The organism is Salipiger sp. PrR002 (genome assembly GCF_010500775.1).
Taxonomy (GTDB): Bacteria; Pseudomonadota; Alphaproteobacteria; order Rhodobacterales; family Rhodobacteraceae; genus Salipiger.
This window is the reverse complement of sequence record NZ_JAAGOU010000001.1, coordinates 357787-379302: the sequence shown is the minus strand read 5'-3', so window position 1 is coordinate 379302 and position 21516 is coordinate 357787. Positions and strand designations below refer to the sequence as shown.

The window sequence follows — 21516 nt, the reverse complement described above, 5'->3', positions numbered from 1 at the left end:
GAGAGGAGACAGCATGCAGCTGACACGAAGAGACACTCTGGGCCTTGCCCTCGGCGCGCTGGCGCTGAGCGTTCTGCCCTACCGCGCCAACGCCTCGGTCGACGACATGATCGCCGAGTTCACCGGCGGCGCCGACATGGCCGACAGCGGCATCGATCTCACCGCGCCTGAAATCGCAGAGAACGGCAACACCGTGCCGATCACCGTCGATGCTCCCGGCGCGTCCGAGATCCTCGTGCTGGCGGCCGGCAACCCGACGCCCGCCGTCGCCACCTTCGCCTTCGGCCCGCTCGCGGCCTCGCGCATGGCCTCCACCCGCATCCGGCTTGCCGGCACGCAGGATGTGATCGCCATCGCGAAAATGGAGGATGGAAGCTTTGCCCGCGCCGCCAAGACCGTGAAGGTCACCATCGGCGGCTGCGGCGGATAAGGAGGAGCAAGAGTTATGGCATCCGGAGTCAGACCCCGCGTCAAAGTGCCGAAGACCGCATCGGCGGGCGAGGCGATCACCATCAAGGTGCTGATCAGCCACCCGATGGAAAGCGGCCAGCGCAAAGACAGCGACGGCAACATCATCCCGCGCTCGATCATCAATCGCTTCACCTGCGATTTCAACGGCCAGAACGTCATCGACGTGACGATGGAACCGGCGATCTCGACCAACCCGTATTTCGAGTTCGAGGCCACCGTGCCCGAGGCTGGCGAGTTCACCTTCACATGGCTCGACGACGACGGCTCGACCTACACCGAGACCAAGGCGATCGCCATCGAATGACGCGCGTCGGGCGCGCGGTTGAGGAGCCGCGCCGCCCGAAGCCCCACCCGCCCCGCAGGGGATGGGTCAACTGGAGGGAGGAGTATCATGATACGCAAGGCGACCGCGCTGACCGCGCTCGCCCTGCTGGCGGCACCGCTGGTGGTGCAGGCCGGCGGGCCCGATGACGACGAGCTTGTCATCAACGGCGAAATCGAGATCACCACGAAGGCCCCCGCCCCCGAGTTCATCTCGGACGCGATGGACGAGGTGATGTCGGGCTGGCACTTCCGCTCGGACGAGACGCAGGCGCTCGAGCTGGATGATTTCGACAATCCCGGAATGATCTTCGTCGACGACGCGCGCGAACAATGGGCGATGGTCGAAGGCAGCGAAGGCAAGAGCTGCGCCTCCTGCCACGGCGAGCCCGAGGATATGGCTGGCGTCAAGGCCACCTATCCCAAGTGGAACGACGAGACCGAAGAGGTGCGCACGCTGCAGATGCAGGTCAACGGCTGCCGCACCGAGCGTATGGGCGCCGAGGCGTGGAAATACGACGGCAAGGACGCGATCAATATGGTGGCGCTGCTCTCGGCGGTCTCGCGCGGGATGCCGGTCAACGTGGCCATCGACGGTCCGGTCGAGGCGACGTGGGAGCTTGGCAAAGAGCTCTACTACACGCGCACCGGCCAGCTGGAGCTGAGCTGCGCCAACTGCCACGAGCAGAACTACGGCAATTACATCCGCGCCGACCATCTCAGCCAGGGCCAGATCAACGCCTTCCCGGCGTACCGGCTGAAGAACGCGCAGCTCAACGGGGTGCATTCGCGCTTCAAGGGCTGCGTGCGCGACACCCGCGCGGAAACCTATGCCCCCGGCAGCCCCGAGTTCGTGGCTCTCGAGCTTTATGTCGCCTCGCGCGGCAATGGCCTGTCGGTCGAAGGCCCGTCGGTCCGCAACTGATCCCTGCCCCGCGCGACAGGCTCGCGCGGGGTTTCTCGCTTCTAACAAATTCACGCATTCGAATGCGTAAGAGGAAAGCCAGATGATCTCCAGACGCGACTTCCTTCAGGTCTCCATGGCTGCGGCTGCGGCCTATGGGGGCTCCGGCTTTGGCAACTGGGCCCGGCTCGCCGCGCAACAGCAGCTGACGCAGGACGATCTTCTGGCCATGCCCGCCTTTGGGAATGTCTCGCTGATCCATATCACCGACATCCACGCCCAGCTGAAGCCGATCTACTTCCGCGAGCCCTCGGTGAATATCGGCGTCGGCCCGAACCGCGGCGAGGTGCCCCATCTCACCGGCGCCGACTTCCGCAAGATGTACGGGATCGCGGATGGCTCGCCATCGCATTACGCCCTCTCCTCTGGCGATTTCTCCGCGCTGGCCAAGGCCTATGGCCGCGTCGGCGGTATGGACCGTGTCGCCACCGTGGTGAAGCAGATCCGTTCCGAGCGTCCCGATGCGCTGCTGCTGGATGGCGGCGACACATGGCACGGCAGCTACACCTGCTATCAGACCGCCGGGCAGGACTGCGTAAACGTGATGAACCTGCTCAAGCCCGACGCGATGACCTTCCACTGGGAGTTCACCCTCGGCTCGGACCGGGTGCGCGAGATCGTCGAAGGGCTGCCCTTCGCCGCGCTTGGCCAGAATATCTTTGACGCCGAATGGGACGAACCGGCGGAGCTGTTCCAGCCCTATAAGTTCTTCGAGCGCGGCGGCGTAAAGATCGCGGTCATCGGTCAGGCCTTCCCCTATATGCCGATCGCCAACCCCTCTTGGATGTTCCCCGAGTATTCCTTTGGCATCCGCGACGAGCGCATGCAGGAGATGGTCGACGAGGTGCGGGCGGACGGCGCCGAACTGGTGGTGGTGCTGAGCCACAATGGTTTCGACGTCGACAAGAAGATGGCCGAGAAAGTCACCGGCATCGACGTGCTGCTCTCGGGCCATACCCATGACGCGCTGCCCGAACCGGTGCTGGTGGGCGAGACGATCATCATCGCCTCGGGCTCGAACGGCAAATTCGTCTCCCGCGTCGATCTGGATGTGCGCGACGGGCGAATGATGGGGTTCCGTCACAAGCTGATCCCGATCTTCTCGGATGTGATCGCCCCCGACGCCGAGATGACCGCGCTGATCGACGCCCAGCGCGCGCCCTATGCCGACAAGCTTTCCGAGGTCATCGGCCACACCGACACCACGCTCTACCGCCGCGGCAATTTCAACGGCACATGGGACGATCTGATCTGCGATGCGCTGCTCGCCCAGCGCGACGCGCAGATCGCCATGTCGCCCGGCGTGCGCTGGGGGCCGTCGCTGGTGGCGGGCGATCCGATCACCCGCGAAGACATCTGGAACGTCACCTCGATGACCTACCCCGAGGCCTACCGCTCGGAGATGACCGGCGAGTTTCTCAAGGTCATTCTCGAAGACGTGGCCGACAACATCTTCAACCCCGATCCCTATTACCAGCAAGGCGGCGACATGGTCCGCGTCGGCGGGCTTGGCTATCGCATCGACGTCACCGCCCCGGTCGGCGAGCGCGTCTCGGAGATGACGCTGCTGAAGACCGGCGAGGTCATCGACCCGGCGAAATCTTACGTCGTCGCGGGCTGGGCCAGCGTCAACGAAGGCACCGAGGGCCCGCCGATCTGGGACGTGGTGGAAAGCCATATCCGCAGCCTCGGGCGCGTCACGCTCGACGAGAACAATTCCGTCGACGTGGTGGGTGCCTGATGGCCGGTGCAAAAGACTTCAAGGAGGAGAGAATGAGCGAACCGAAGACCTCGCGCCGTGCCTTCCTGCAGGGGGCCGCCACCGTGGCGGTCACCGCAGGCGCCGCCCGCGCCGCGGATGGCCCCGACCCGCTGATCACAGAGGTGCAACCTTGGGCGCAGGGGTTCGGCGACGGCGTCGATGCCACGCCCTACGGCATGCCGATCCGTTTCGAGGAAGATGTGGTGCGCCGCAACGTGCCATGGCTGACCGCCGATCCGATCAGCTCGATCAACTTCACGCCGATCCACGCGCTCGATGGCACGATCACCCCACAGGGCTGCGCCTTCGAGCGGCACCACTCCGGCGCGATCGAACTGCGCAAGGAAGATTACCGGCTGATGATCAACGGTCTGGTCGATCAGCCGCTGGTGTTCACCTATGAGGATCTGGAACGCTTCCCGCGTGAGAACCACGTGTATTTCTGTGAATGCGCCGCGAACACCGGCATGGAATGGGCGGGCGCGCAGCTCAATGGCGCGCAGTTCACCCATGGCATGATCCACAACATGGAATACACCGGCGTGCCGCTGCGCACCCTGCTGCAAGAAGCCGGTCTTCCCGCCACGACGGACAAATGGGTCTATGTCGAGGGCGCGGACGCCTCCTCCAACGGTCGCTCGATCCCGATGGAGAAGGCGCTCGACGATGTGCTTGTCGCCTTCAAGGCCAATGGCGAGGCGCTGCGCAAGGAGCATGGCTATCCGGTGCGCCTTGTGGTGCCCGGCTGGGAAGGCAACATGTGGGTGAAATGGCTGCGCCGCATCGAGGTGATGGACGGCCCCGTGGAGAGCCGCGAGGAGACATCGAAGTACACCGACACGCTGGCCGATGGCACCTCGCGCAAATGGACATGGGTGATGGACGCGAAATCGGTCATCACCTCGCCCAGCCCGCAGGCGCCCATCAAGCACGGTCATGGCCCCTTGGTGATCACCGGCCTTGCGTGGTCCGGTCACGGCAAGATCACCCGCGTCGACGTCTCCACCGACGGCGGCAAGAACTGGCAGACCGCCCGCCTCGCCCGCGAGGGGGAGAACAAGGCGCTCACCCGCTTCTACCTCGACACCGAGTGGAGCGGCGAGGAGATGTTCCTGCAATCCCGCGCGATGGATGAGACGGGCTATGTGCAGCCCACCAAGACGCAGCTGCGCGACGTCCGGGGCGAGAACTCCGTCTACCACAACAATTGCATTCAGACTTGGTGGGTGAAGCCCACGGGGGAGGCCGAGAATGTCGAAGTCTCTTAAGCTTTACGGCAGCGTTTTTGGCGGCATCGCGGTCACCCTGACCTTTGCGATCAACATGGCAGACCGTTTCGTGGCCGACATGCCGGAAAGCCCGCGCCACACCATTCCGCTGGCCAAGGCCCCCGAGCCCGCGCCCGCGCCTTCGGGCACGCTGGTGGCCGCCGCCCATGCGGATGAGGCCCCCAAGGACTCCAAGCTGGGCATTGGGCGCCCGGCCTTGCCCGAGGAAGTTGCCGCATGGAACCTCGACGTCTCGCCCGATGGCACCGGCCTGCCGCCCGGCAGCGGCTCGGTCGAGGATGGCGAGATGCTGTTCTCCGAGAATTGCGCCTCCTGCCACGGTGAGTTTGCCGAAGGCTCGGGCAACTGGCCCAAGCTGGCGGGCGGCGAGGACACGCTCGCCAACAAGGACCCGGTGAAGACCGTGGGCAGCTACTGGCCGCATCTGTCGACCGTCTGGGACTATGTGCACCGCTCTATGCCCTTCGGCAACGCGCAGTCGCTGGCCCCTGATGAGGTCTATGCGATCACCGCCTATATCCTCTATTCGAATTACATCGTCGAAGATGACTTCGTGCTCTCGGATGAGAATTTCTCGGAGGTGGTGCTGCCCAATACGGACGGCTTCATCATCGACGACCGTGCCGAGACGGAATACCCGCAGTGGCGGACCGAGCCTTGCATGTCGGACTGCAAGGAGAGCGTCGAAATCACCATGCAGGCCACGGTGCTCGATGTGACCCCCGACAAGGGCGCGGATGAAGAGGCCTCGGCCACCGGGGACGCCCCGAAGGAGGAAGCCGCCGAAGAGGTCCAGATGGCCGCCGCGGAGACCTCCGCCGAGGCAGAGAGCCCCGCAGCCGAGCCCGCGCCTGCCGCAGCCGCTCCCGATCCGGAGCTTGTCGCCGAGGGCGAGAAGATCTTCCGCAAGTGCCAAGCCTGTCACGCGGTCGGTGATGACGCAAAAAACAAGTCCGGCCCGGTGCTGAACGGCGTCGTTGGCGCCACCGTCGGCCATGTCGAGGACTTCCGCTACTCGAAGACCTTCGAGGCGGCGCATGAGGCGGGCGACACATGGACCCATGATCGCCTGACCGAGTTCCTCACCAAGCCGCGCGACGCGATGAAAGGCACCAAGATGTCCTTCGCCGGGTTGCGCAAGCAAGAAGAGATCGACGCGGTCATCGCCTATCTGTCGACCTTCAGCCAGTGACCCATGACCGGCCCGCGTATGGCGTGGGCCGGTTTTCCCGGCTTCCATGCCCCTCTTCCATGCTCCTGCGGCCAAGGTGAGGGTCCTAGCGCAAGGCATGGTAGGCTGGATCAGCCCCCATTCCGCCGGGAGGAGCCGAGCAAGGCAGCGGGGCAAACCAAGGGAGGAAACCATGCTGAAAACTTTGGCCATACTTGCGGCGAGCGCCCTGCCCCTGCCCGCGCTGGCGCAGGAGATCGTCACCCATGAGTTCGACGGCAGCTTCGAGGACGCCACCTTCGCGCTCGAGAACGCCATCATCGGCGAAGGGCTGGTGGTCGATCACGTCAGCCATGTGGGCGAGATGCTGGCCCGCACCGCCGAGGACGTCGGTTCTGACGTCCAGCTCTTCGATGGCGCCGACGTGTACCTGTTTTGTTCCGCAACCACCTCGCGCGAGGTGATGGAGGCGGACCCGGCCAATATCGCCTTCTGCCCCTATTCGATCTACGCCGCCGCGCGCGAGGGCGTCACCACCATCGGCTACCGCAGCTACGAGGCTGACAGCATGGCCCCGGTCAACGAGCTGCTCGAACGCATCGCCACGACCGCCACGGAGTTCTGAATATGTATGAGGCCCTTTTCCGCGACCAGCTCACCCGGCTCAAGGAAGATGGCAACTACCGCCATTTCGCCGAGCTGGAACGCCACAGTGGCGATTTCCCCGCGGCAACCCATCACGGCGAAGGGCGCGAGGTCACGGTCTGGTGCTCGAACGATTATCTTGGCATGGGCCAGCACCCGAAGGTTCTGGCGGCAATGCATGGCGCGCTTGACGCTTGCGGCGCCGGGGCTGGCGGCACCCGCAATATCTCGGGCACCACGCATGAGCATGTGCTGCTCGAGGCAGAGCTCGCCGATCTGCACGGTACGGACGCGGCGCTGCTCTTCACCTCGGGCTATGTGTCGAACTGGGCCGCGCTGGGAACGCTGGGCGCGCGCATTCCGGGGCTGGTGATCCTGTCGGATGCGCTCAACCACGCCTCGATGATCGAAGGCATCCGCCACTCCAAGGCGCAGCGGATCATCTGGAACCACAATGACCTCGAAGACCTCGAGCGTCACCTCGCTGCGCTGCCCCTCGAGCAGCCCAAGCTGATCGCCTTTGAGAGCGTCTATTCCATGGATGGCGACATCGCCCCCATTGCCGAGATCTGCGACCTTGCCGAGCGCTACAACGCGATGACCTATCTCGACGAGGTGCATGCGGTCGGCCTTTATGGTCCGCGTGGCGGCGGCGTGGCCGAGCGCGAGGGGCTGATGCACCGCATCGACGTGATCCAAGGCACGCTCGGCAAGGCTTACGGCGTGATGGGCGGCTATATCGCCGCCTCCGCCGCCACCTGCGATTTCATCCGCAGCTTTGCCTCGGGTTTCATCTTCACCACCGCGCTGCCGCCCGCCGTGGCCGCAGGTGCCCGCGCCGCCGTGGCGCATCTCAAGACCTCGACCGCCGAGCGCGAGGCGCAGCGCGCCGCCGTGGCGCAGGTTCGCGCCGCGCTTGACCGGATCGGCATTCCGCATCTGCAGAACCCCAGCCACATCATCCCGGTGATGGTCGGCTGCCCGCAGAAATGCCGCTACATCTCGGACCGGCTGCTGCAGGAGCATGGCATCTACATCCAGCCGATCAACTATCCCACCGTGCCGCGCGGCACCGAACGGCTGCGCATCACCCCCTCGCCGGTGCATGACGCGGCGCAGATCGCCCATCTCACCGAGGCGCTGGAGGCGCTCTGGACCGAATGCCAGCTGGCCCGCCAGCCCATGGCGGCGCAATAGATCGGCGCGATTTTCGCACTCCGGCGTCCCGCGCCCCCTTAACACGGGGGCGCGGATCGCCTATCTGCCCCGCATGAGCAAAACTCTTCATATCGTGGGCGGCGGCATGGCCGGGTCCGAGGCCGCCTGGCAGGCGGCGCGGCTGGGTGTCGACGTGGTCATTCACGAGATGCGGCCGAAGGTGGAAACCTTCGCCCATCGCACCGGCAATCTGGCCGAGATGGTCTGTTCCAACTCCTTCCGCTCGGATGACGACGAGCAGAACGCCGTCGGTCTCCTGCATTGGGAGATGCGGCAGGCGGGCTCGCTGATCATGCAAAGCGCCGATGAGCATCGGCTGCCTGCTGGCGGCGCGCTGGCGGTGGACCGCGACCCGTTCTCGGAAACGGTGACCGCCAAGCTGCGCGCCCTGCCCAACGTCTCGGTCAGCGATGAAGAGATCACCGAACTGCCCGATGACGGCCATTGGATCTTCGCCACCGGCCCGCTGACCTCTGGCGCACTCGGCAAGGCGCTGCAGGCCGAGACCGGCAGCGAAGCGCTGGCCTTCTTCGACGCCATTGCCCCCATCGTCTATTTCGACACGATCGACATGGACACGGCGTGGCTGCAGAGCCGCTACGACAAGGGCGAGACCGAAGAAGAGCAAAAGGCCTATATCAACTGCCCCATGAACAAGGAGCAGTATGAGGGCTTCATCGACGCGCTGCTGGCCGCCGAAAAAACCGAGTTCCACGAGGGCGAGACCGCCGGTTACTTCGACGGCTGCCTGCCGATCGAGGTGATGGCCGAGCGTGGTCGCGAGACGCTGCGCCACGGGCCGATGAAGCCGGTCGGCCTGACCAACCCCCATAATCCCGAGGAAAAAGCCTACGCCGTGGTGCAACTGCGCCGCGACAATGCGCTTGGCACGCTCTACAACATCGTCGGCTTCCAGACGAAGATGAAATACGGCGCGCAGACCGAGGTCTTCCGCCGCATTCCGGGGCTTCAGAACGCCAGCTTTGCGCGTCTGGGGGGCATCCACCGCAACACCTTCCTCAACTCGCCGACGCTGCTCGACGCGCAGATGCGCTTCAAGAGCCGTCCGAACCTGCGTTTCGCCGGGCAGATCACCGGCGTCGAAGGCTATGTGGAAAGCGCCTCGATGGGGCTCGTCGCGGGCCGCATGGCCGCCGCCGAGATCCTCGGCCAGCCGGTCGCCGATGTGCCACAGGACAGCGCCCATGGCGCGCTGATCCACCACATCACCGGCGGCGCCGAGGCCAAGACCTTCCAGCCGATGAACGTGAACTTCGGCCTGTTCCGCCCGCTTGAAGGGCTGCGCGGCGGTCGCCGTGGCCGCAAGGACCGCTACAAGGCCTATACCGACCGCGCCAAGGGCGTCTGGCAGGACTGGCTCGCTTCGCAGGAGGTGCCCGCATGAACTATGTGCTCGCCCTGCTGCTGCCGCCGCTGTCGATCCTGCTGACCGGGCGTCCGATCCTGTCGATCGTGGTCTTTCTGGTCTGGGTGCCGGCGATCATCTTCTCGGGCGGGTTGACCCATCCGATGTTCATCCTGCTGGCCTGGGTGCTGATCTATCAGTCCGGCGAGGAACGCCGCACCCGCCGCATCGAAAAGGCCTATCGCCGCGAGGATTGATGTGCGCACGCGCTTTGCCCCCTCGCCCACCGGCCCGCTGCACCTCGGCCACGCCTATTCGGCGCTGCTGGCGGCGGGTATGGCGCGGGCGGCGGATGGCGCGTTTCTGTTGCGCATCGAAGACATCGACAGCACCCGTTCGCGCCCCCATTGGGAGGCGCAAATCCTTGAGGACCTGCAGTGGCTCGGCCTCACGTGGGACGAACCGCCAATGCGCCAGTCGGATCGGCTGCCGGCCTATGAGGCGGCGCTCGACGATCTCTGGGCACGCGAGCTGATCTACCCCTGCCATTGCAGCCGCCGCGACATTCAGGCCGCCGCCTCAGCGCCGCAGGAGGGCGCAGAGCCCGCCTATGGCCCCGACGGCCTCGTCTATCCCGGCACCTGCTGCGACCTGCTCGCGCCCGGCTATGGCGCCACGCCCCGCCCCCACGGCGAAGCGCTGCGGCTGAACATGCGCAAGGCGCTGGCGCAGATCGACGCGCCGCTTGGATTCGAGGAAACCGGCGCCGGTCCCGCCGGAGAGACCGGCCCGATCGTCGTTGCGCCCGAAGTGCTGATCCACGGCATCGGCGATGTGGTACTGTCCCGCCGGGACTTTCCCGGGTCCTACCATCTGTCGGTGGTGCTGGACGACGCGGTGCAGGGCATCACCCATGTCGTGCGCGGGCGCGATCTCTTCGAGGCGACGGCGATCCACGTGGTGCTGCAGCACCTGCTTAAGCTGACGACGCCGATCTATCACCACCACGATTTGATCCGCGACGCGCAGGGCAAACGGCTGGCAAAGCGCGACGACGCGCGCGCCATCGCCACCTACCGCGACAGCGGCGCAACACCCGAGGACATCAGGCACATGGTGGGGCTGGAGCGCTAAGTGGCTCCGCTCTTGGGCTTTCAGGGGCTCCGCAGCTGTGACGTGTAAGGGGCTCCGCCCCTCGGCGCTGCGCGCCTCACCCCGGCGTATTTGGAAAGAGAAGAAAGACCCTAGGCTTTCATTGTTCTGCAAATACGCAAATAGCGGCGCGTCTCAGCCCTCGCTCACCGGGGTCATGATCTCCACTTCCTCGCCGCCCCGCAGCGCGGTGTAAAAGCAGCTGCGGCGGTTGGTGTGGCAGGCGGGGCCGGTCTGGTCGACCACGGCGAGCAGGCAATCACGGTCGCAATCCACGCGCAGTTCGACCAGCTTTTGAACGTGGCCCGAACTTTCGCCCTTCACCCAGAAGCACTGGCGCGAGCGCGACCAATAGGTGACGCGGCCCGTGGCCAGCGTGCGGGCCACCGCATCGGCGTTCATCCAAGCCATCATCAGCACCTCGCCCGTGCCCTCCTGCTGTGCGATGCAGGGGATCAGACCGTTTGCGTCATAGACCAAAGTCGCAGGATCGAAGCTCATGGTGAAATTCCTTTTTGCAGCCGCCGGGCGCGCACCCTATCTATGGGGGGCGAGCCGAAAGGGAAACCCATGTCCGCAGACACTTCCGCAGAAACCGACCTGATCAAGCTTTACTCCACGCGTATCCTTGCGCTGGCGGCGGATATCCCGCGGACCGAGCGGCTGCCGCATCCCGACGCCACGGTGAAGAAGCGCTCGCCGCTCTGCGGCTCGACGGTGACGGTGGATCTTTCGCTGCAAGACGGTAAGGTCAGCGACTACGGGCAGGACGTGAAGGCCTGCGCCTTGGGTCAGGCGGCGGCCTCGGTGGTTGGCGAGGCGATCATCGGCTGCACGCCCGACGAATTGGCCGCCGCGCGCGACGCGCTGCGCGCCATGCTCAAGGAAGACGGCCCCACCCCGCCCGCGCCCTTTGATGGGCTGGAGGTGCTGCGCCCGGCCAGCGCCTATAAGAACCGCCATGCCTCGATCATGCTGGCGCTCGAAGCCGCGACCGAGGCCGCCAATGAGGTGGCGGCGAAACAGCGCGCGTGATCGCCGCGCGCTGAGACCTTCCTTTCCCGCGCCCTCCATTCTCCGATCCAGATAAAAAAACCGCCGCTCTCCCTGGGTGGAAGGCGGCGGCAGTGGCGTGTCTTGGTGGATCCGGAACAGACCGTGGCAGCGCGTCCGGGGATCAGGCGACCCGGATGGGGAAACAGGCGCACGCATCGAGGGACAGGGATGCGCCGGCTGCCGGATACAAGACCGCAGGCAGAAATCTAAAACGTCAGAGCAGCGGCAGATGCAGCGCGCCCACGAGAATGACGACGAGCGACAGCGCGCCGATCATGTCCCCCACCAGCGAGGGGCTGGACATCTGGGATTTGAACTGGGCGCGGGTCACTGTGGTGCGGATCATGGCAATCATCTCGGCTCTCCCTGTGAGCGTGTTCTCATCATGTTCTCTGTTGCTCTTTTGTTCTCATAGCGCCCGAGTCGTGTAAAGAACTTTTTGAGAACATTTGCGAACACTGCGGAACGCGAGGCCGGAACAGCGCCGTCGCCCGTGCGCAGAATACCCACGCACGGGCTGAATACCCATTCAGAAACAGTGATTTAGAAGAGAGCGAAGCGCTCAGCCGACCGAGATCAGCCCGATCGCCTCATCCTGCCGCATCAGCCAGAGCAGCAGCCGGGCGGCGCGCCCGCGTTCGGAGGTAAGCCCCGGATCCTCGGCCAGCAGCTTGCGCGCGTCGCTCTGTGCCATGGCCATCAGCCCCGATTGCGCCTCGAGGTCGGCGACCTTGAAGCGCGGCAGACCCGATTGCGCCGTGCCGATGAGATCCCCGGCGCCGCGCATCTGCAGATCGACCTCGGAGATGCGGAAGCCGTCCTCGGTCTCGCGCAGCGTGGTGAGCCGTTTCGAGCCGCTCTCGCCCAGCGGCGGCTGATACATGAGCAGGCAGGTCGAGGCCGCCTCGCCGCGCCCGACCCGGCCGCGCAGCTGGTGCAGCTGCGCCAGTCCGAAAATCTCGGCACGTTCGATCACCATGATCGAGGCATTGGGCACGTTCACCCCGACCTCGATCACCGTGGTGGCGACCAGCACCTTGGTCTCCCCGGCGACGAAGCGCGCCATGGCGGCGTCTTTCTCGGCGGGCGGCATCTGGCCGTGCACCAGCCCCACCACGCCCTCGCCCAGCTGCGCGCGCAGGCGCTTGAAACGCTCTTCGGCGGCGGTGAGATCCGAGACCTCGCTTTCCTCGACCAGCGGGCAGACCCAATAGGCCTGCCGCCCCTCGGAGACCGCCTTGCGCAGATGCTCGACCACCTCGCCGATGCGCTCGGTGGAGACCAGCGCGGTCTGCACCGGTTTGCGCCCCGGCGGTTTCTCGTCGAGCACCGAAACATCCATGTCGCCATATTGCGCCAGCGCGAGGCTGCGCGGGATCGGTGTGGCGGTCATCACCAGCACGTCGGCGCCCTGCCCCTTGCGGCCCAGTTCCAGCCGCTGGCGCACACCGAAGCGGTGTTGCTCGTCGACGATGGCAAGCCGCAGGTCGCGGAACACCACATCCTCCTGAAACACCGCATGGGTGCCGACGAGGATGTGGATATTGCCCTCGGCCAGCGCGGCGAGCTTGGCCTTGCGCTCGGCGCCCTTGTCGCGCCCGGTGAGGATTTCCACCACCACGCCCGCGCTTTCGGCCAGCGGCTGCAGGCCTTCGAGGTGCTGGCGGGCGAGAATCTCGGTCGGCGCCATCATCACGCCCTGCGCGCCGCTTTCCACCGCGATCAGCAGCGCCATGAAGGCCACCAGCGTCTTGCCCGCGCCCACATCGCCCTGCAGCAGGCGGTTCATGCGGGTCTCATCCGCCATGTCGGTGGCGATTTCATCCATCGCGCGCAGCTGCGCGCCGGTGGGCCGATAGGGCAGCGCCGCAAGCACGCGGCGGCGCAGATGGCCATCGCCCATGGTGGGATGCCCCTTGCCGCGGCGGCGGTTGATCCGCGCCAGCGCCAGCGTCAGCTGGTGCGCCAAAAGCTCGTCATAGGCGAGGCGCGCGCGCGCCGGGGCCGAGGGGCTGAGCGCGTCCATCCCATCGGGCGCATGGGCGGCCGCGAGCGCGTCGTGCCAGTCGGGCCAGCCCTCGCGGTCCTTCAGCGGGCCGTCGATCCATTCGGGCATTTGGGGCGCGCGCGTCATGGCATCGCGGATGGCGCGGGCCATGAGCTTTTGCGTGACCCCGGAGGTCAGCGGGTAGACCGGCTCGAAATCGGGCAGCGTATGCGCCTCGTCGAGCGGCAGGATGTGGTCGGGGTGGACCATCTGCGCCATGCCGTCGAAGATCTCGACCTTGCCCGAGACCAGCCGACGCGAGCCTTCTGGCAGCACACGGGTGAGATAATCGGCGCGGCCATGGAAGAACACCAGCTGGAACGGCCCCTCGCCATCCTCGACCTGAATGCGGTAGGGGCGCCCCTTCACCGCAGGGGCCATGTGGCGCAGCACCTGCACCTCGACCGTCACCGTGCCGGGCAGCACCGCCTCCTGCACCGAGCCGCGCGGACGCCGGTCGATCACCGCATGCGGCAGGGTCAGCAGCAGGTCGCGCGGGGCGTGCACGTCGAGCCCCTCAAAGGCCTGCGCGGTCTTCGGGCCGACGCCGTCCAGCGTCTTGAGCTCGGCAAACAGCGGCCAGAGCGGTTCCGGGCGCTGGCTCATGCGGCGCTCCTCATCTGCACTCTCACCCCCCGATCAGCGCCAGCCATGCATCCTCGTCCATGATCTCGATGCCAAGCTCGCGGGCCTTGGTCTCTTTGCTGCCAGCGCCGGGACCCGCCACGAGAATGTCGGTCTTTTTCGACACCGAGCCCGAGACCTTGGCGCCAAGCGCCTCGGCGCGGGCCTTGGCCTCGGCGCGGGTCATTTTCTCCAGCGTGCCGGTGAACACCACGGTCTTGCCCGCGACGGGGCTGCCTTCGGTCGCCGGACGCTCGGCGTCCTGAATGTCGAGATGCGCCACCAGCCGGTCGATCGAGGCGCGCTCGGCCTCTTGGTTCATCGACGTGACCAGCGAGATCGCCACCGTGGCGCCGATGCCGTCGATGCCCACCAGATCGTTCCACGCGGATTTCGCCTCGGCGGGCACTGTCGGCTCTTCGGCCCAGACCGCGTCCTGCGTTTCCTTGATCCGCGCGCGGCGGCCCTCGGCGGCGGCGGCCTTGCGCTCGTCTTCCACCGCGGCCTCGGCCTTGCGATAGCGCTCGGCGGCGGGCAGCGCGGCATCCACCGCCTCGATCATCGCGGACCAGCTGAGGTAGTGCTTGGCCAGATCGCCCGCGACCACCTCGCCCACGTGGCGCATGCCGAGCGCGAAGAGCACGCGTTTCAGCTCGATTTTGCGGCGCTCGTCGATGGCATCGAAGAGGTTGCTGGCGCTCTTGTCGCCCCAGCCCTCGCGGTTCTTCAGCTGCTGCATGCCCGCGCCATAGCGCGCCTTCAGCTCGAAGATATCCGCCGGTTCCTTGACCCAGCCGTCGCGGTAGAACTGCTCGACCTGCTTGGCGCCCAGCCCGTCGATGTCGAAGGCGGCGCGCGAGACGAAATGCTTGAGCTTCTCCACCGCCTGCGCCGGGCAGATCAGACCGCCGGTGCAGCGGCGCACGGCGTCGCCCTCCTCGCGGATCGCCTCGGAGCCGCATTCGGGGCAGACATGCGGAAACGCGTAGGGCTGCGCATCCTCGGGGCGTTTGCCGAGATCGACATCGGCCACCTTGGGGATCACGTCGCCCGCGCGGTAAACCTGCACCCAGTCGCCGGTGCGGATGTCCTTGGCGTTGCCCTCCGCGTCGGGGCGGATCACCTCACCCTTGGCATCGCGCCCGGCGATGTAATCCTCGTTGTGCAGCGTCGCGTTGGACACGACGACGCCTCCCACCGTCACCGGCGTCAGCCGCGCCACCGGGCTGAGCGCGCCGGTGCGCCCCACCTGAATGTCGATCCCCTCGAGCCGGGTCCACGCCAGTTCCGCCGGGAATTTATGCGCGATCGCCCAGCGCGGCGTGGTGGACCGGAAACCCAGCCGCCCCTGCAGGGCAAGGTCGTTGACCTTGTAGACCACGCCGTCGATGTCATAGCCGAGCGTGGCCCGCTGCTCCTCGATCTGGCGGTAATGAGCGATCATCTCGTCCGGCCCGTCGCACAGCTGCGTCAGCGGGTTGGTCTGAAAGCCCAGCGCCCGCAAACGTTCGATGGCGCCCATCTGCGTCTCGGCCAGCGGCTCCGACAGTTCGCCCCAGGCGTAGGCGAAGAATTTCAGCGGGCGGGCGCGGGTGATCTCGGCATCAAGCTGGCGCAGCGAGCCCGCGGCGGCATTGCGCGGGTTGGCGAAGGATTTGCCGCCGCGCGCCGCTTGCCGCTCGTTGAGGGCAGCAAAATCGGCGTGGCTCATATAGACCTCGCCGCGCACTTCGAGCACCTCGGGCAAATTCCCGGCGGCACCGTCAAGCTGCTGCGGGATGTCGTCGATGGTGCGGGCGTTGGCGGTGACATTTTCGCCTTCGGTGCCATCGCCGCGCGTGGCGGCCTGCACCAGAGTGCCATTCTCGTAGCGCAGCGAGAGCGAGAGCCCGTCGATCTTGGGCTCGGCGGTGTAGGTCAGCTCGGCAAATTGCGACATGCCGAGATAGCGCCGGATGCGCCCGTCGAAATCCTTGACCTCTTCCGCCTCGAAGGCATTGCCCAGCGACATCATGCGCACCGCGTGGCGCACCTTCGAGAAGCCTTCGGCCAGCGGCGCGCCGACCTGCTCGCTGGGGCTGTCCTCGCGTTTGAGCGCGGGGAAGCGGTCTTCGATGGCGATGTTGCGCTGTTTCAGCGCGTCATATTCGGCGTCCGAGATCTCGGGCGCATCTTCGGTGTGATAGGCGACATTCGCCTGCGACAGGCTTTCGGCGAGCCGCGCCAGTTCGTCGCGCGCCTCCGCTTCCGTCAGATCGCCAACCGGTTTGTCCGCCACTTTCTGGGCCATTGCCGTATCCCTTGATCACGCCGTTCGAAGGACGTGATAGGGCGCGGGGCGAGGCGCGTCCAGTCAGCCGTTGACCGCCATGGCGCCAAGCGGCGGCTCGGGATCGCGCAGCACGTAGCCCCGGCCCCAGACCGTCTCGATGTAGTTCTCATCCCCCGTCGCTTCGGAGAGTTTCTTGCGCAGCTTGCAGATGAACACGTCGATGATCTTGAGCTCGGGTTCGTCCATGCCGCCATAGAGATGGTTGAGGAACATCTCTTTGGTGAGCGTGGTGCCTTTGCGCAGGGAAAGCAGTTCGAGCATCTGGTATTCCTTGCCGGTCAGATGCACCGGGCGTTCGGCCACGGTCACCGTCTTGGCGTCGAGGTTCACCGACACTTTGCCAGTGCGGATGATCGACTGCGAATGCCCCTTCGAGCGGCGGATGATCGCATGGATTCGCGCCACCAATTCGTCGCGGTGGAAAGGCTTGGTCAGATAGTCGTCAGCGCCAAAGCCGAAGCCTTTGATCTTGTTCTCGGTGTCATCGGCCCCCGAGAGGATCAGGATCGGCGTATTGATCCGTGCGAGGCGCAGCTGCCGCAGAACCTCATGCCCGTGAATGTCGGGCAGGTTCAGATCGAGCAGGATCAGATCGTAGTCATAGAGCTTTGCCAGATCGATCCCCTCTTCCCCGAGATCGGTGGCATAGACGTTCAGATTGGCATGGTTCAGCATCAGCTCGATGCTTTTCGATGTGGTTGGATCGTCTTCAACCAGAAGGATTCGCATGGCTGTCTCCGCTTCTCTTTTACCCCTGGGACCGAGCCTGTCCCAAATTAGTTAACGGTTCTTTACTGCGACCCCGTGTGTTGTTCCGCAGTCTAGGGAAGCACTGGGTCAATTCAACTTAGGAACGAAACCCAAATGGATAGTTCTCCTAACCGAACGTGCCACTCAGCTTCAAGCTGCGCGGCTCTCCTTTCCCGTGTTCCGTCAAAACGACGCAGCGGCACTACTCCCGGAACCGCTGAATGAGCGTTGCCTTGAGCGCCTCTTCCCCGTGGGAGGACACGGCCCTCAGCCATTCCTCCAGTTCCTCGCTGCTGAGCGCGTAGTATTCCATCGCTTGCGCCTGTGTGAGCAGACCATGACGCACGGCGCGCACCACGGCAGCCTTGCGGGAGGCGACCCAGCGCCGCGTTTCCTGCGGTGGAAGGTCCGCACGGGTCATGATCGAGCCGTCCGGCAAGGTCACCGCGCGGGGGCCGTCGATCTTCTTGAGGTACATCTTCGTCGTCCCTGCTCTTCCACGTTCCGCCCTCGTGCCTTCCCTGCTTCCCCGGCCTGCTTCCCCAGCCTGCTTCCCCCGTCGGCTCTGAGCCTTTGCCGCCGTCAATGCGCCCACCCGAGCTATGGGGGTGACGCATATTGGGCTTGCGTGATTTAACGCTGTCTAAAACGCGCCCTTGTTAGTATGACGCATTTTCCTATATTCCCCCGGACTCCCGGAGATTTGTGATGGCCCTCGATACCCAGACCCTGAACTCGCTTGGATTCGCGAAACCGCCCGCCGAAACGCGGGTGGTCGTTGCCATGTCCGGCGGCGTGGACAGCTCTGTCGTCGCCGCCATGCTGGCCGAAGAAGGCTATGACGTGGTTGGCGTGACGCTGCAGCTTTACGATCACGGCGCGGCGCTGGCCAAAAAGGGCGCCTGCTGCGCTGGCATCGACATCCATGATGCCCGCCGCGTGGCCGAGCAGATGGGCTTTCCGCATTACGTTCTGGACTATGAGAACATCTTCAAAGATGCGGTGATCGACGAGTTCGCCGAGAGCTATCTTGGCGGCGCCACGCCCGTGCCCTGCATCCGCTGCAACGAGCGGGTGAAGTTCAAGGACCTGCTCGAGACCGCGAAAGACCTCGACGCCGATTGCATGGCCACGGGCCACTACATCCAGCGGATGGTCGGCGGCGAAGGGCCGGAACTGCATTCGGCGGCAGATGCCAACCGCGATCAGAGCTACTTCCTCTTCTCCACCACGCCCGAGCAGCTGTCGTATCTGCGCTTCCCGCTGGGCCACCTGAAGAGCAAGGCCGAGACTCGCGAGCTGGCGGCCAAATACGGGCTGTCGGTGGCCGACAAGCCCGACAGTCAGGACATCTGCTTTGTGCCCGATGGCAATTATGCCTCGGTGATCGAGAAGCTGCGCCCCGGTGCCGCCGAGCCGGGCGAGATCGTCCATGCGGACGGGCGCAAGCTGGGCACCCACAAGGGGGTGATCCACTACACCATCGGCCAGCGCCGCGGGCTTGGCATCGGTGGGCTGGAAGAGCCGCTCTATGTGGTCAAGCTCGACGTGGACAAACAGCAGGTCATCGTGGGCCCGAAAGAAATGCTGGCGACCCGCAAGGTGCCGGTGCGCGAGATCAACTGGCTTGGCGACGAGCCCTTCACCAGCCGCGACGAGTGGCACCTGAAGGTGAAGGTCCGCTCCACCCGCCCGCCGCGGGATGCGATCATCCGTCCGATCTCGGACACCGAGGCCGAGGTCGAACTGCTGACCCCCGAGGAAGGCGTGAGCCCCGGTCAGGCCTGCGTGTTCTACGCCCCCGAAAGCAGCCGCATCTATGGCGGCGGCTGGATCTGGCGCGGCTACTGATCCCCCGCAGCAGCGCGCTTGCGCCTTATGCAATGAAGGCCCATTCTTTCACGCGAAAGGGTGGGCCTTTGCATGTCTTGGCTGAGCCGTCTGACCGAACGCCGGATTCTGAAATCCCTCGCCGAGGGCAAGCTGCAGGGCCTCGAAGGTGAGGGCCGTCCGCTGCCCGACCGCAGCGGCGAGGCGCATCTCGATCCCGGCGAAGCCATGGGCTTTCGCATCATGGCCGAGGCCGGTGCGCTGCCCGAGGAGATCACCCTGAAAAAGCAGGTCGCTCTGCAGCGTCAGGCGCTTGCCGCGCTCACCGGGCCCGAGGAGCGTCGGGCCGCCATGGCGCGACTGGCCGAGCTCGAGATGAAGCAGGCGATGGCCGAAGAGGCCCGGCGCCGCTTCTTGCGTGACTGACTGGTGTGACTGACAGGCGTGAATAACTGGCGTCTCTGGCCGGGGCTAGGCTTCGACGCCGCTCAGCGGATAGACCGACGGTGCCGAGGCGAGTTCCTCTATGCTCAGCGGCGCGGAAATCAGATGACCCTGCCCCGCATCGCAGCCCATGGCGCGCAGGTAGCTGAGCTGTCCCGGCGTCTCGATCCCCTCGGCCACCACACGGAACCCGAAGCGGCGCGCCATGCTCAGGATCGCGTCGACCACGGCGCGGTCGCGCGGGCGCGCGCTCAGGCCTTGCACGAACTGGCAGTCGATCTTCAGCATGTCGATCGGCCATGTGCCCAAGTGGCGCAGGCTGCCATAGCCGGTGCCGAAATCGTCGAGGGCGATCTTGGCACCGCGCGCCCGCAGATCACGGAGCGCCTCGAACACATTGCCGCCGGTCTCGCCCAGCATCACCGTCTCGGGCACCTCGATCACCAGCGCCTCCCAGCTCAGACCGAAATCCGCCAGCAGCCGCGCGAGATCGTCGGCAAAACTGCGGTTGCACAGATCAAAACGGGTGACATTGATCCCGATGCGCAGCGGCTGGCCTTCGGCGCGGCAGCGCTGCGGCAGGCGGCTCAGCCATTCGGTGGCCTGCCCGATCATGCTGCGCGTCAACTGCTCGGCAAGCACCGGGCTTTCGAAGATCGGCGAGAAAAGCTCGGGCCCCACCATATCACCGCCGGGCGCCTGCCAGCGCGCCAGCACCTCGTAGCCGGTGCAGACCCCGGTGGCCAGATCGACCACAGGGTGAAACACCGGGCGCACCTCGCCAGCAGCGAGAGCGCCCGAGAAATTGCGCATCAGTTCACGCAGGCTGAACCGCAGGTGCCGTCGCGGGTCGAACAGCATCTCGGCGCCGCGCCCGGCCCGTTTCGCCGCATAGAGCGCCGTATCGGCCAGTTCGAAGAGCGTGTCATAGGTTTCCGCCTGCCTTGGAAACAGCGCCGCGCCGATGCTGACGCCGCCGACCTCGGGCTTACCCAAACTCTCGCCAAGCCCCTGAAGCGCGGCCTGACAGCGGCGCAATGCGCTCGCCAGAGCGGGCTCGGGATCGCTCGGCAGCCGCAACAGCGCGGCAAACTCATCGCCGCCGATGCGCCCGATCCGCGCGTTTGCGGGCAGGCTGCTGCTCAGCGCGCCGGCGATGGCCCGCAGGTAGATGTCGCCGAACTGGTGGCCATGCAGATCGTTGATGTCCTTGAAGTGATCCACGTCGAACAGCACCAGCGCCTGCGCGCCGCGCCCGGCGTCAAGATCATCGCGCACCCCCGCCTCGAAGGAGGTGGCATTTTCCAGCCCGGTGAGAGGGTCCTTGCGCAGACGCTGCTGCAGATGCGCCGCATGGCGACCCAGCGCCGCCATGTCGCGCGCCATGGCCAGCTTGCCGCGACGCTCGGCCAGCAGCGACGCCAGAAGCGCGGTGAAATGAAGCGCGGCCTGTTCAGCCTCGTCCGCGCCGCTGCGCGCGGCGTCAAAGCCCAGCAGGATGTCCCCCAGCACAAGCCCGCAGGGGCCGGTGAAGCTGCGCTGCACGAAGCGATAGCAGGTCCCCTCGACCTCCTGCAGCGTGGTGTTCGCCGTGTCTTGCGCAGTCCCCAGAGCGGGTGCGGACCGTCCCAGTGTCGCGGAGCTCGCAAGCGGCTGCACCCGAGCCTGTGCCATCTGCTGCATATGATCGGCCAATGCACCGCTCAGCGGCGCGGCCAGACATATGGCGCGCGGGCCGACGATTTCCGCAGGCAGGTCGATACGACAGGCCACGGCCCCGGTCAGCGGCAGCGCCGCCGCGCCAAGACGATCAAGCACCGCGTCCAGCTCCGACGCCGGAAGCCCGGCCTCGGCGCCAAGCGCCATATCCGGCAGAGTGTTCATATCCGCTCCCCTCCTGCTTGTTCAAAACTTGTTAACCAAATGGGATCACACCGGCAGCGCAGAGGCCGCTGAATGCAGAAAAACCTCCCGGATGGACCGGGAGGTTTCTTTAGGTTTTAGCGAAAAGCTTAATAAGCCGTTAACAGAGGCACCCTATCGAAGGGTCAAGCCGCACACCGAAGGCTGCGGC

21 protein-coding genes are annotated in these 21516 nt (G+C 65.7%); 14 read left to right on the top strand and 7 right to left on the bottom strand.

The features are described 5' to 3' along the window. The first annotated feature begins 13 nt into the window (after positions 1 to 13). The 11 genes from soxY to gluQRS all read left to right on the top strand — a co-directional run bounded on the left by soxY (position 14) and on the right by gluQRS (position 10341). Positions 14 to 430, top strand: coding sequence for a thiosulfate oxidation carrier protein SoxY (gene soxY / locus G0A00_RS01840; protein WP_066100438.1), 417 nt, complete (start codon positions 14 to 16; stop codon positions 428 to 430). Positions 431 to 445: 15 nt separating this feature from the next. Further along, positions 446 to 775, top strand: a complete 330-nt coding sequence (gene soxZ / locus G0A00_RS01835) for a thiosulfate oxidation carrier complex protein SoxZ (protein ID WP_066100441.1) — start codon at positions 446 to 448, stop codon at positions 773 to 775. Between the two features lie 87 nt (positions 776 to 862). Next, on the top strand, positions 863 to 1717 hold the full coding sequence (soxA, locus tag G0A00_RS01830; protein WP_164181593.1) for a sulfur oxidation c-type cytochrome SoxA: 855 nt from the start codon (positions 863 to 865) through the stop codon (positions 1715 to 1717). Positions 1718 to 1799: 82 nt separating this feature from the next. Next, entirely contained in the window at positions 1800 to 3497 is a 1698-nt protein-coding gene (gene soxB, locus G0A00_RS01825) for a thiosulfohydrolase SoxB (RefSeq protein ID WP_164181592.1), read from the top strand. 32 nt (positions 3498 to 3529) lie between these two features. After that, positions 3530 to 4786, top strand: coding sequence for a sulfite dehydrogenase (gene soxC, locus G0A00_RS01820; protein WP_066100447.1), 1257 nt, complete (start codon positions 3530 to 3532; stop codon positions 4784 to 4786). After that, positions 4770 to 5999 (top strand): c-type cytochrome, encoded by a 1230-nt coding sequence (locus G0A00_RS01815; protein WP_164181591.1) that lies wholly within the window; start codon positions 4770 to 4772, stop codon positions 5997 to 5999. The genes soxC and G0A00_RS01815 overlap by 17 nt, the downstream gene beginning before the upstream one ends. Before the next feature lie 172 nt (positions 6000 to 6171). After that, positions 6172 to 6603 carry a DUF302 domain-containing protein gene (locus tag G0A00_RS01810; RefSeq protein ID WP_203595230.1) on the top strand — a complete coding sequence of 144 codons (432 nt, stop codon included), beginning with the start codon at positions 6172 to 6174 and terminating at the stop codon, positions 6601 to 6603. 2 nt (positions 6604 to 6605) lie between these two features. Then, on the top strand, positions 6606 to 7820 hold the full coding sequence (hemA, locus tag G0A00_RS01805; protein WP_164181590.1) for a 5-aminolevulinate synthase: 1215 nt from the start codon (positions 6606 to 6608) through the stop codon (positions 7818 to 7820). A gap of 73 nt (positions 7821 to 7893) precedes the next feature. Then, complete coding sequence (trmFO, locus tag G0A00_RS01800; protein WP_164181589.1) at positions 7894 to 9246, top strand: methylenetetrahydrofolate--tRNA-(uracil(54)-C(5))-methyltransferase (FADH(2)-oxidizing) TrmFO; 1353 nt, start codon at positions 7894 to 7896, stop codon at positions 9244 to 9246. Next, positions 9243 to 9464 (top strand): hypothetical protein, encoded by a 222-nt coding sequence (locus G0A00_RS01795; RefSeq protein WP_066100458.1) that lies wholly within the window; start codon positions 9243 to 9245, stop codon positions 9462 to 9464. The genes trmFO and G0A00_RS01795 overlap by 4 nt, the downstream gene beginning before the upstream one ends. Before the next feature lies 1 nt (position 9465). Continuing rightward, positions 9466 to 10341 (top strand): tRNA glutamyl-Q(34) synthetase GluQRS, encoded by an 876-nt coding sequence (gene gluQRS / locus G0A00_RS01790; protein ID WP_164181588.1) that lies wholly within the window; start codon positions 9466 to 9468, stop codon positions 10339 to 10341. Positions 10342 to 10494: 153 nt separating this feature from the next. On the opposite strand, the gene hisI is transcribed toward gluQRS, so the two are convergent. Then, positions 10495 to 10860: a phosphoribosyl-AMP cyclohydrolase gene (gene hisI, locus G0A00_RS01785; RefSeq protein ID WP_164181587.1), complete on the bottom strand. Its 366-nt coding sequence runs from the start codon at positions 10858 to 10860 to the stop codon at positions 10495 to 10497. A gap of 69 nt (positions 10861 to 10929) precedes the next feature. Here hisI and G0A00_RS01780 point away from each other — a divergent pair, with 69 nt between their 5' ends. Further along, on the top strand, positions 10930 to 11394 hold the full coding sequence (locus tag G0A00_RS01780; RefSeq protein WP_164181585.1) for an iron-sulfur cluster assembly scaffold protein: 465 nt from the start codon (positions 10930 to 10932) through the stop codon (positions 11392 to 11394). Between the two features lie 235 nt (positions 11395 to 11629). Here the strand turns inward: G0A00_RS01780 and G0A00_RS01775 are convergent, their stop codons facing one another. The 5 genes from G0A00_RS01775 to G0A00_RS01755 all read right to left on the bottom strand — a co-directional run bounded on the left by G0A00_RS01775 (position 11630) and on the right by G0A00_RS01755 (position 17646). Continuing rightward, positions 11630 to 11770 carry a hypothetical protein gene (locus tag G0A00_RS01775; protein ID WP_157373905.1) on the bottom strand — a complete coding sequence of 47 codons (141 nt, stop codon included), beginning with the start codon at positions 11768 to 11770 and terminating at the stop codon, positions 11630 to 11632. Positions 11771 to 11977: 207 nt separating this feature from the next. Next, the gene (gene recG / locus G0A00_RS01770; RefSeq protein ID WP_164181582.1) at positions 11978 to 14068 is read right to left on the bottom strand and encodes an ATP-dependent DNA helicase RecG; all 2091 of its coding nucleotides are present in this window, start codon (positions 14066 to 14068) and stop codon (positions 11978 to 11980) included. Between the two features lie 22 nt (positions 14069 to 14090). Then, a complete protein-coding gene (ligA, locus tag G0A00_RS01765) occupies positions 14091 to 16376 on the bottom strand; it encodes an NAD-dependent DNA ligase LigA (RefSeq protein WP_164181580.1) in 2286 nt (761 codons plus the stop codon). Between the two features lie 63 nt (positions 16377 to 16439). Continuing rightward, positions 16440 to 17147 carry a response regulator transcription factor CtrA gene (gene ctrA, locus G0A00_RS01760; RefSeq protein ID WP_066100474.1) on the bottom strand — a complete coding sequence of 236 codons (708 nt, stop codon included), beginning with the start codon at positions 17145 to 17147 and terminating at the stop codon, positions 16440 to 16442. A gap of 223 nt (positions 17148 to 17370) precedes the next feature. Then, entirely contained in the window at positions 17371 to 17646 is a 276-nt protein-coding gene (locus tag G0A00_RS01755) for a DUF1153 domain-containing protein (protein WP_066100477.1), read from the bottom strand. A 230-nt stretch (positions 17647 to 17876) separates the two neighbouring features. Here G0A00_RS01755 and mnmA point away from each other — a divergent pair, with 230 nt between their 5' ends. Continuing rightward, positions 17877 to 19019 carry a tRNA 2-thiouridine(34) synthase MnmA gene (gene mnmA / locus G0A00_RS01750; protein ID WP_066100480.1) on the top strand — a complete coding sequence of 381 codons (1143 nt, stop codon included), beginning with the start codon at positions 17877 to 17879 and terminating at the stop codon, positions 19017 to 19019. Between the two features lie 72 nt (positions 19020 to 19091). Continuing rightward, positions 19092 to 19424 (top strand): DUF1992 domain-containing protein, encoded by a 333-nt coding sequence (locus tag G0A00_RS01745; RefSeq protein WP_164181579.1) that lies wholly within the window; start codon positions 19092 to 19094, stop codon positions 19422 to 19424. Between the two features lie 45 nt (positions 19425 to 19469). Here G0A00_RS01745 and G0A00_RS01740 read toward each other — a convergent pair whose 3' ends face one another. Then, positions 19470 to 21326 (bottom strand): bifunctional diguanylate cyclase/phosphodiesterase, encoded by a 1857-nt coding sequence (locus tag G0A00_RS01740; protein ID WP_164181577.1) that lies wholly within the window; start codon positions 21324 to 21326, stop codon positions 19470 to 19472. Between the last annotated feature and the right edge of the window lie 190 nt (positions 21327 to 21516).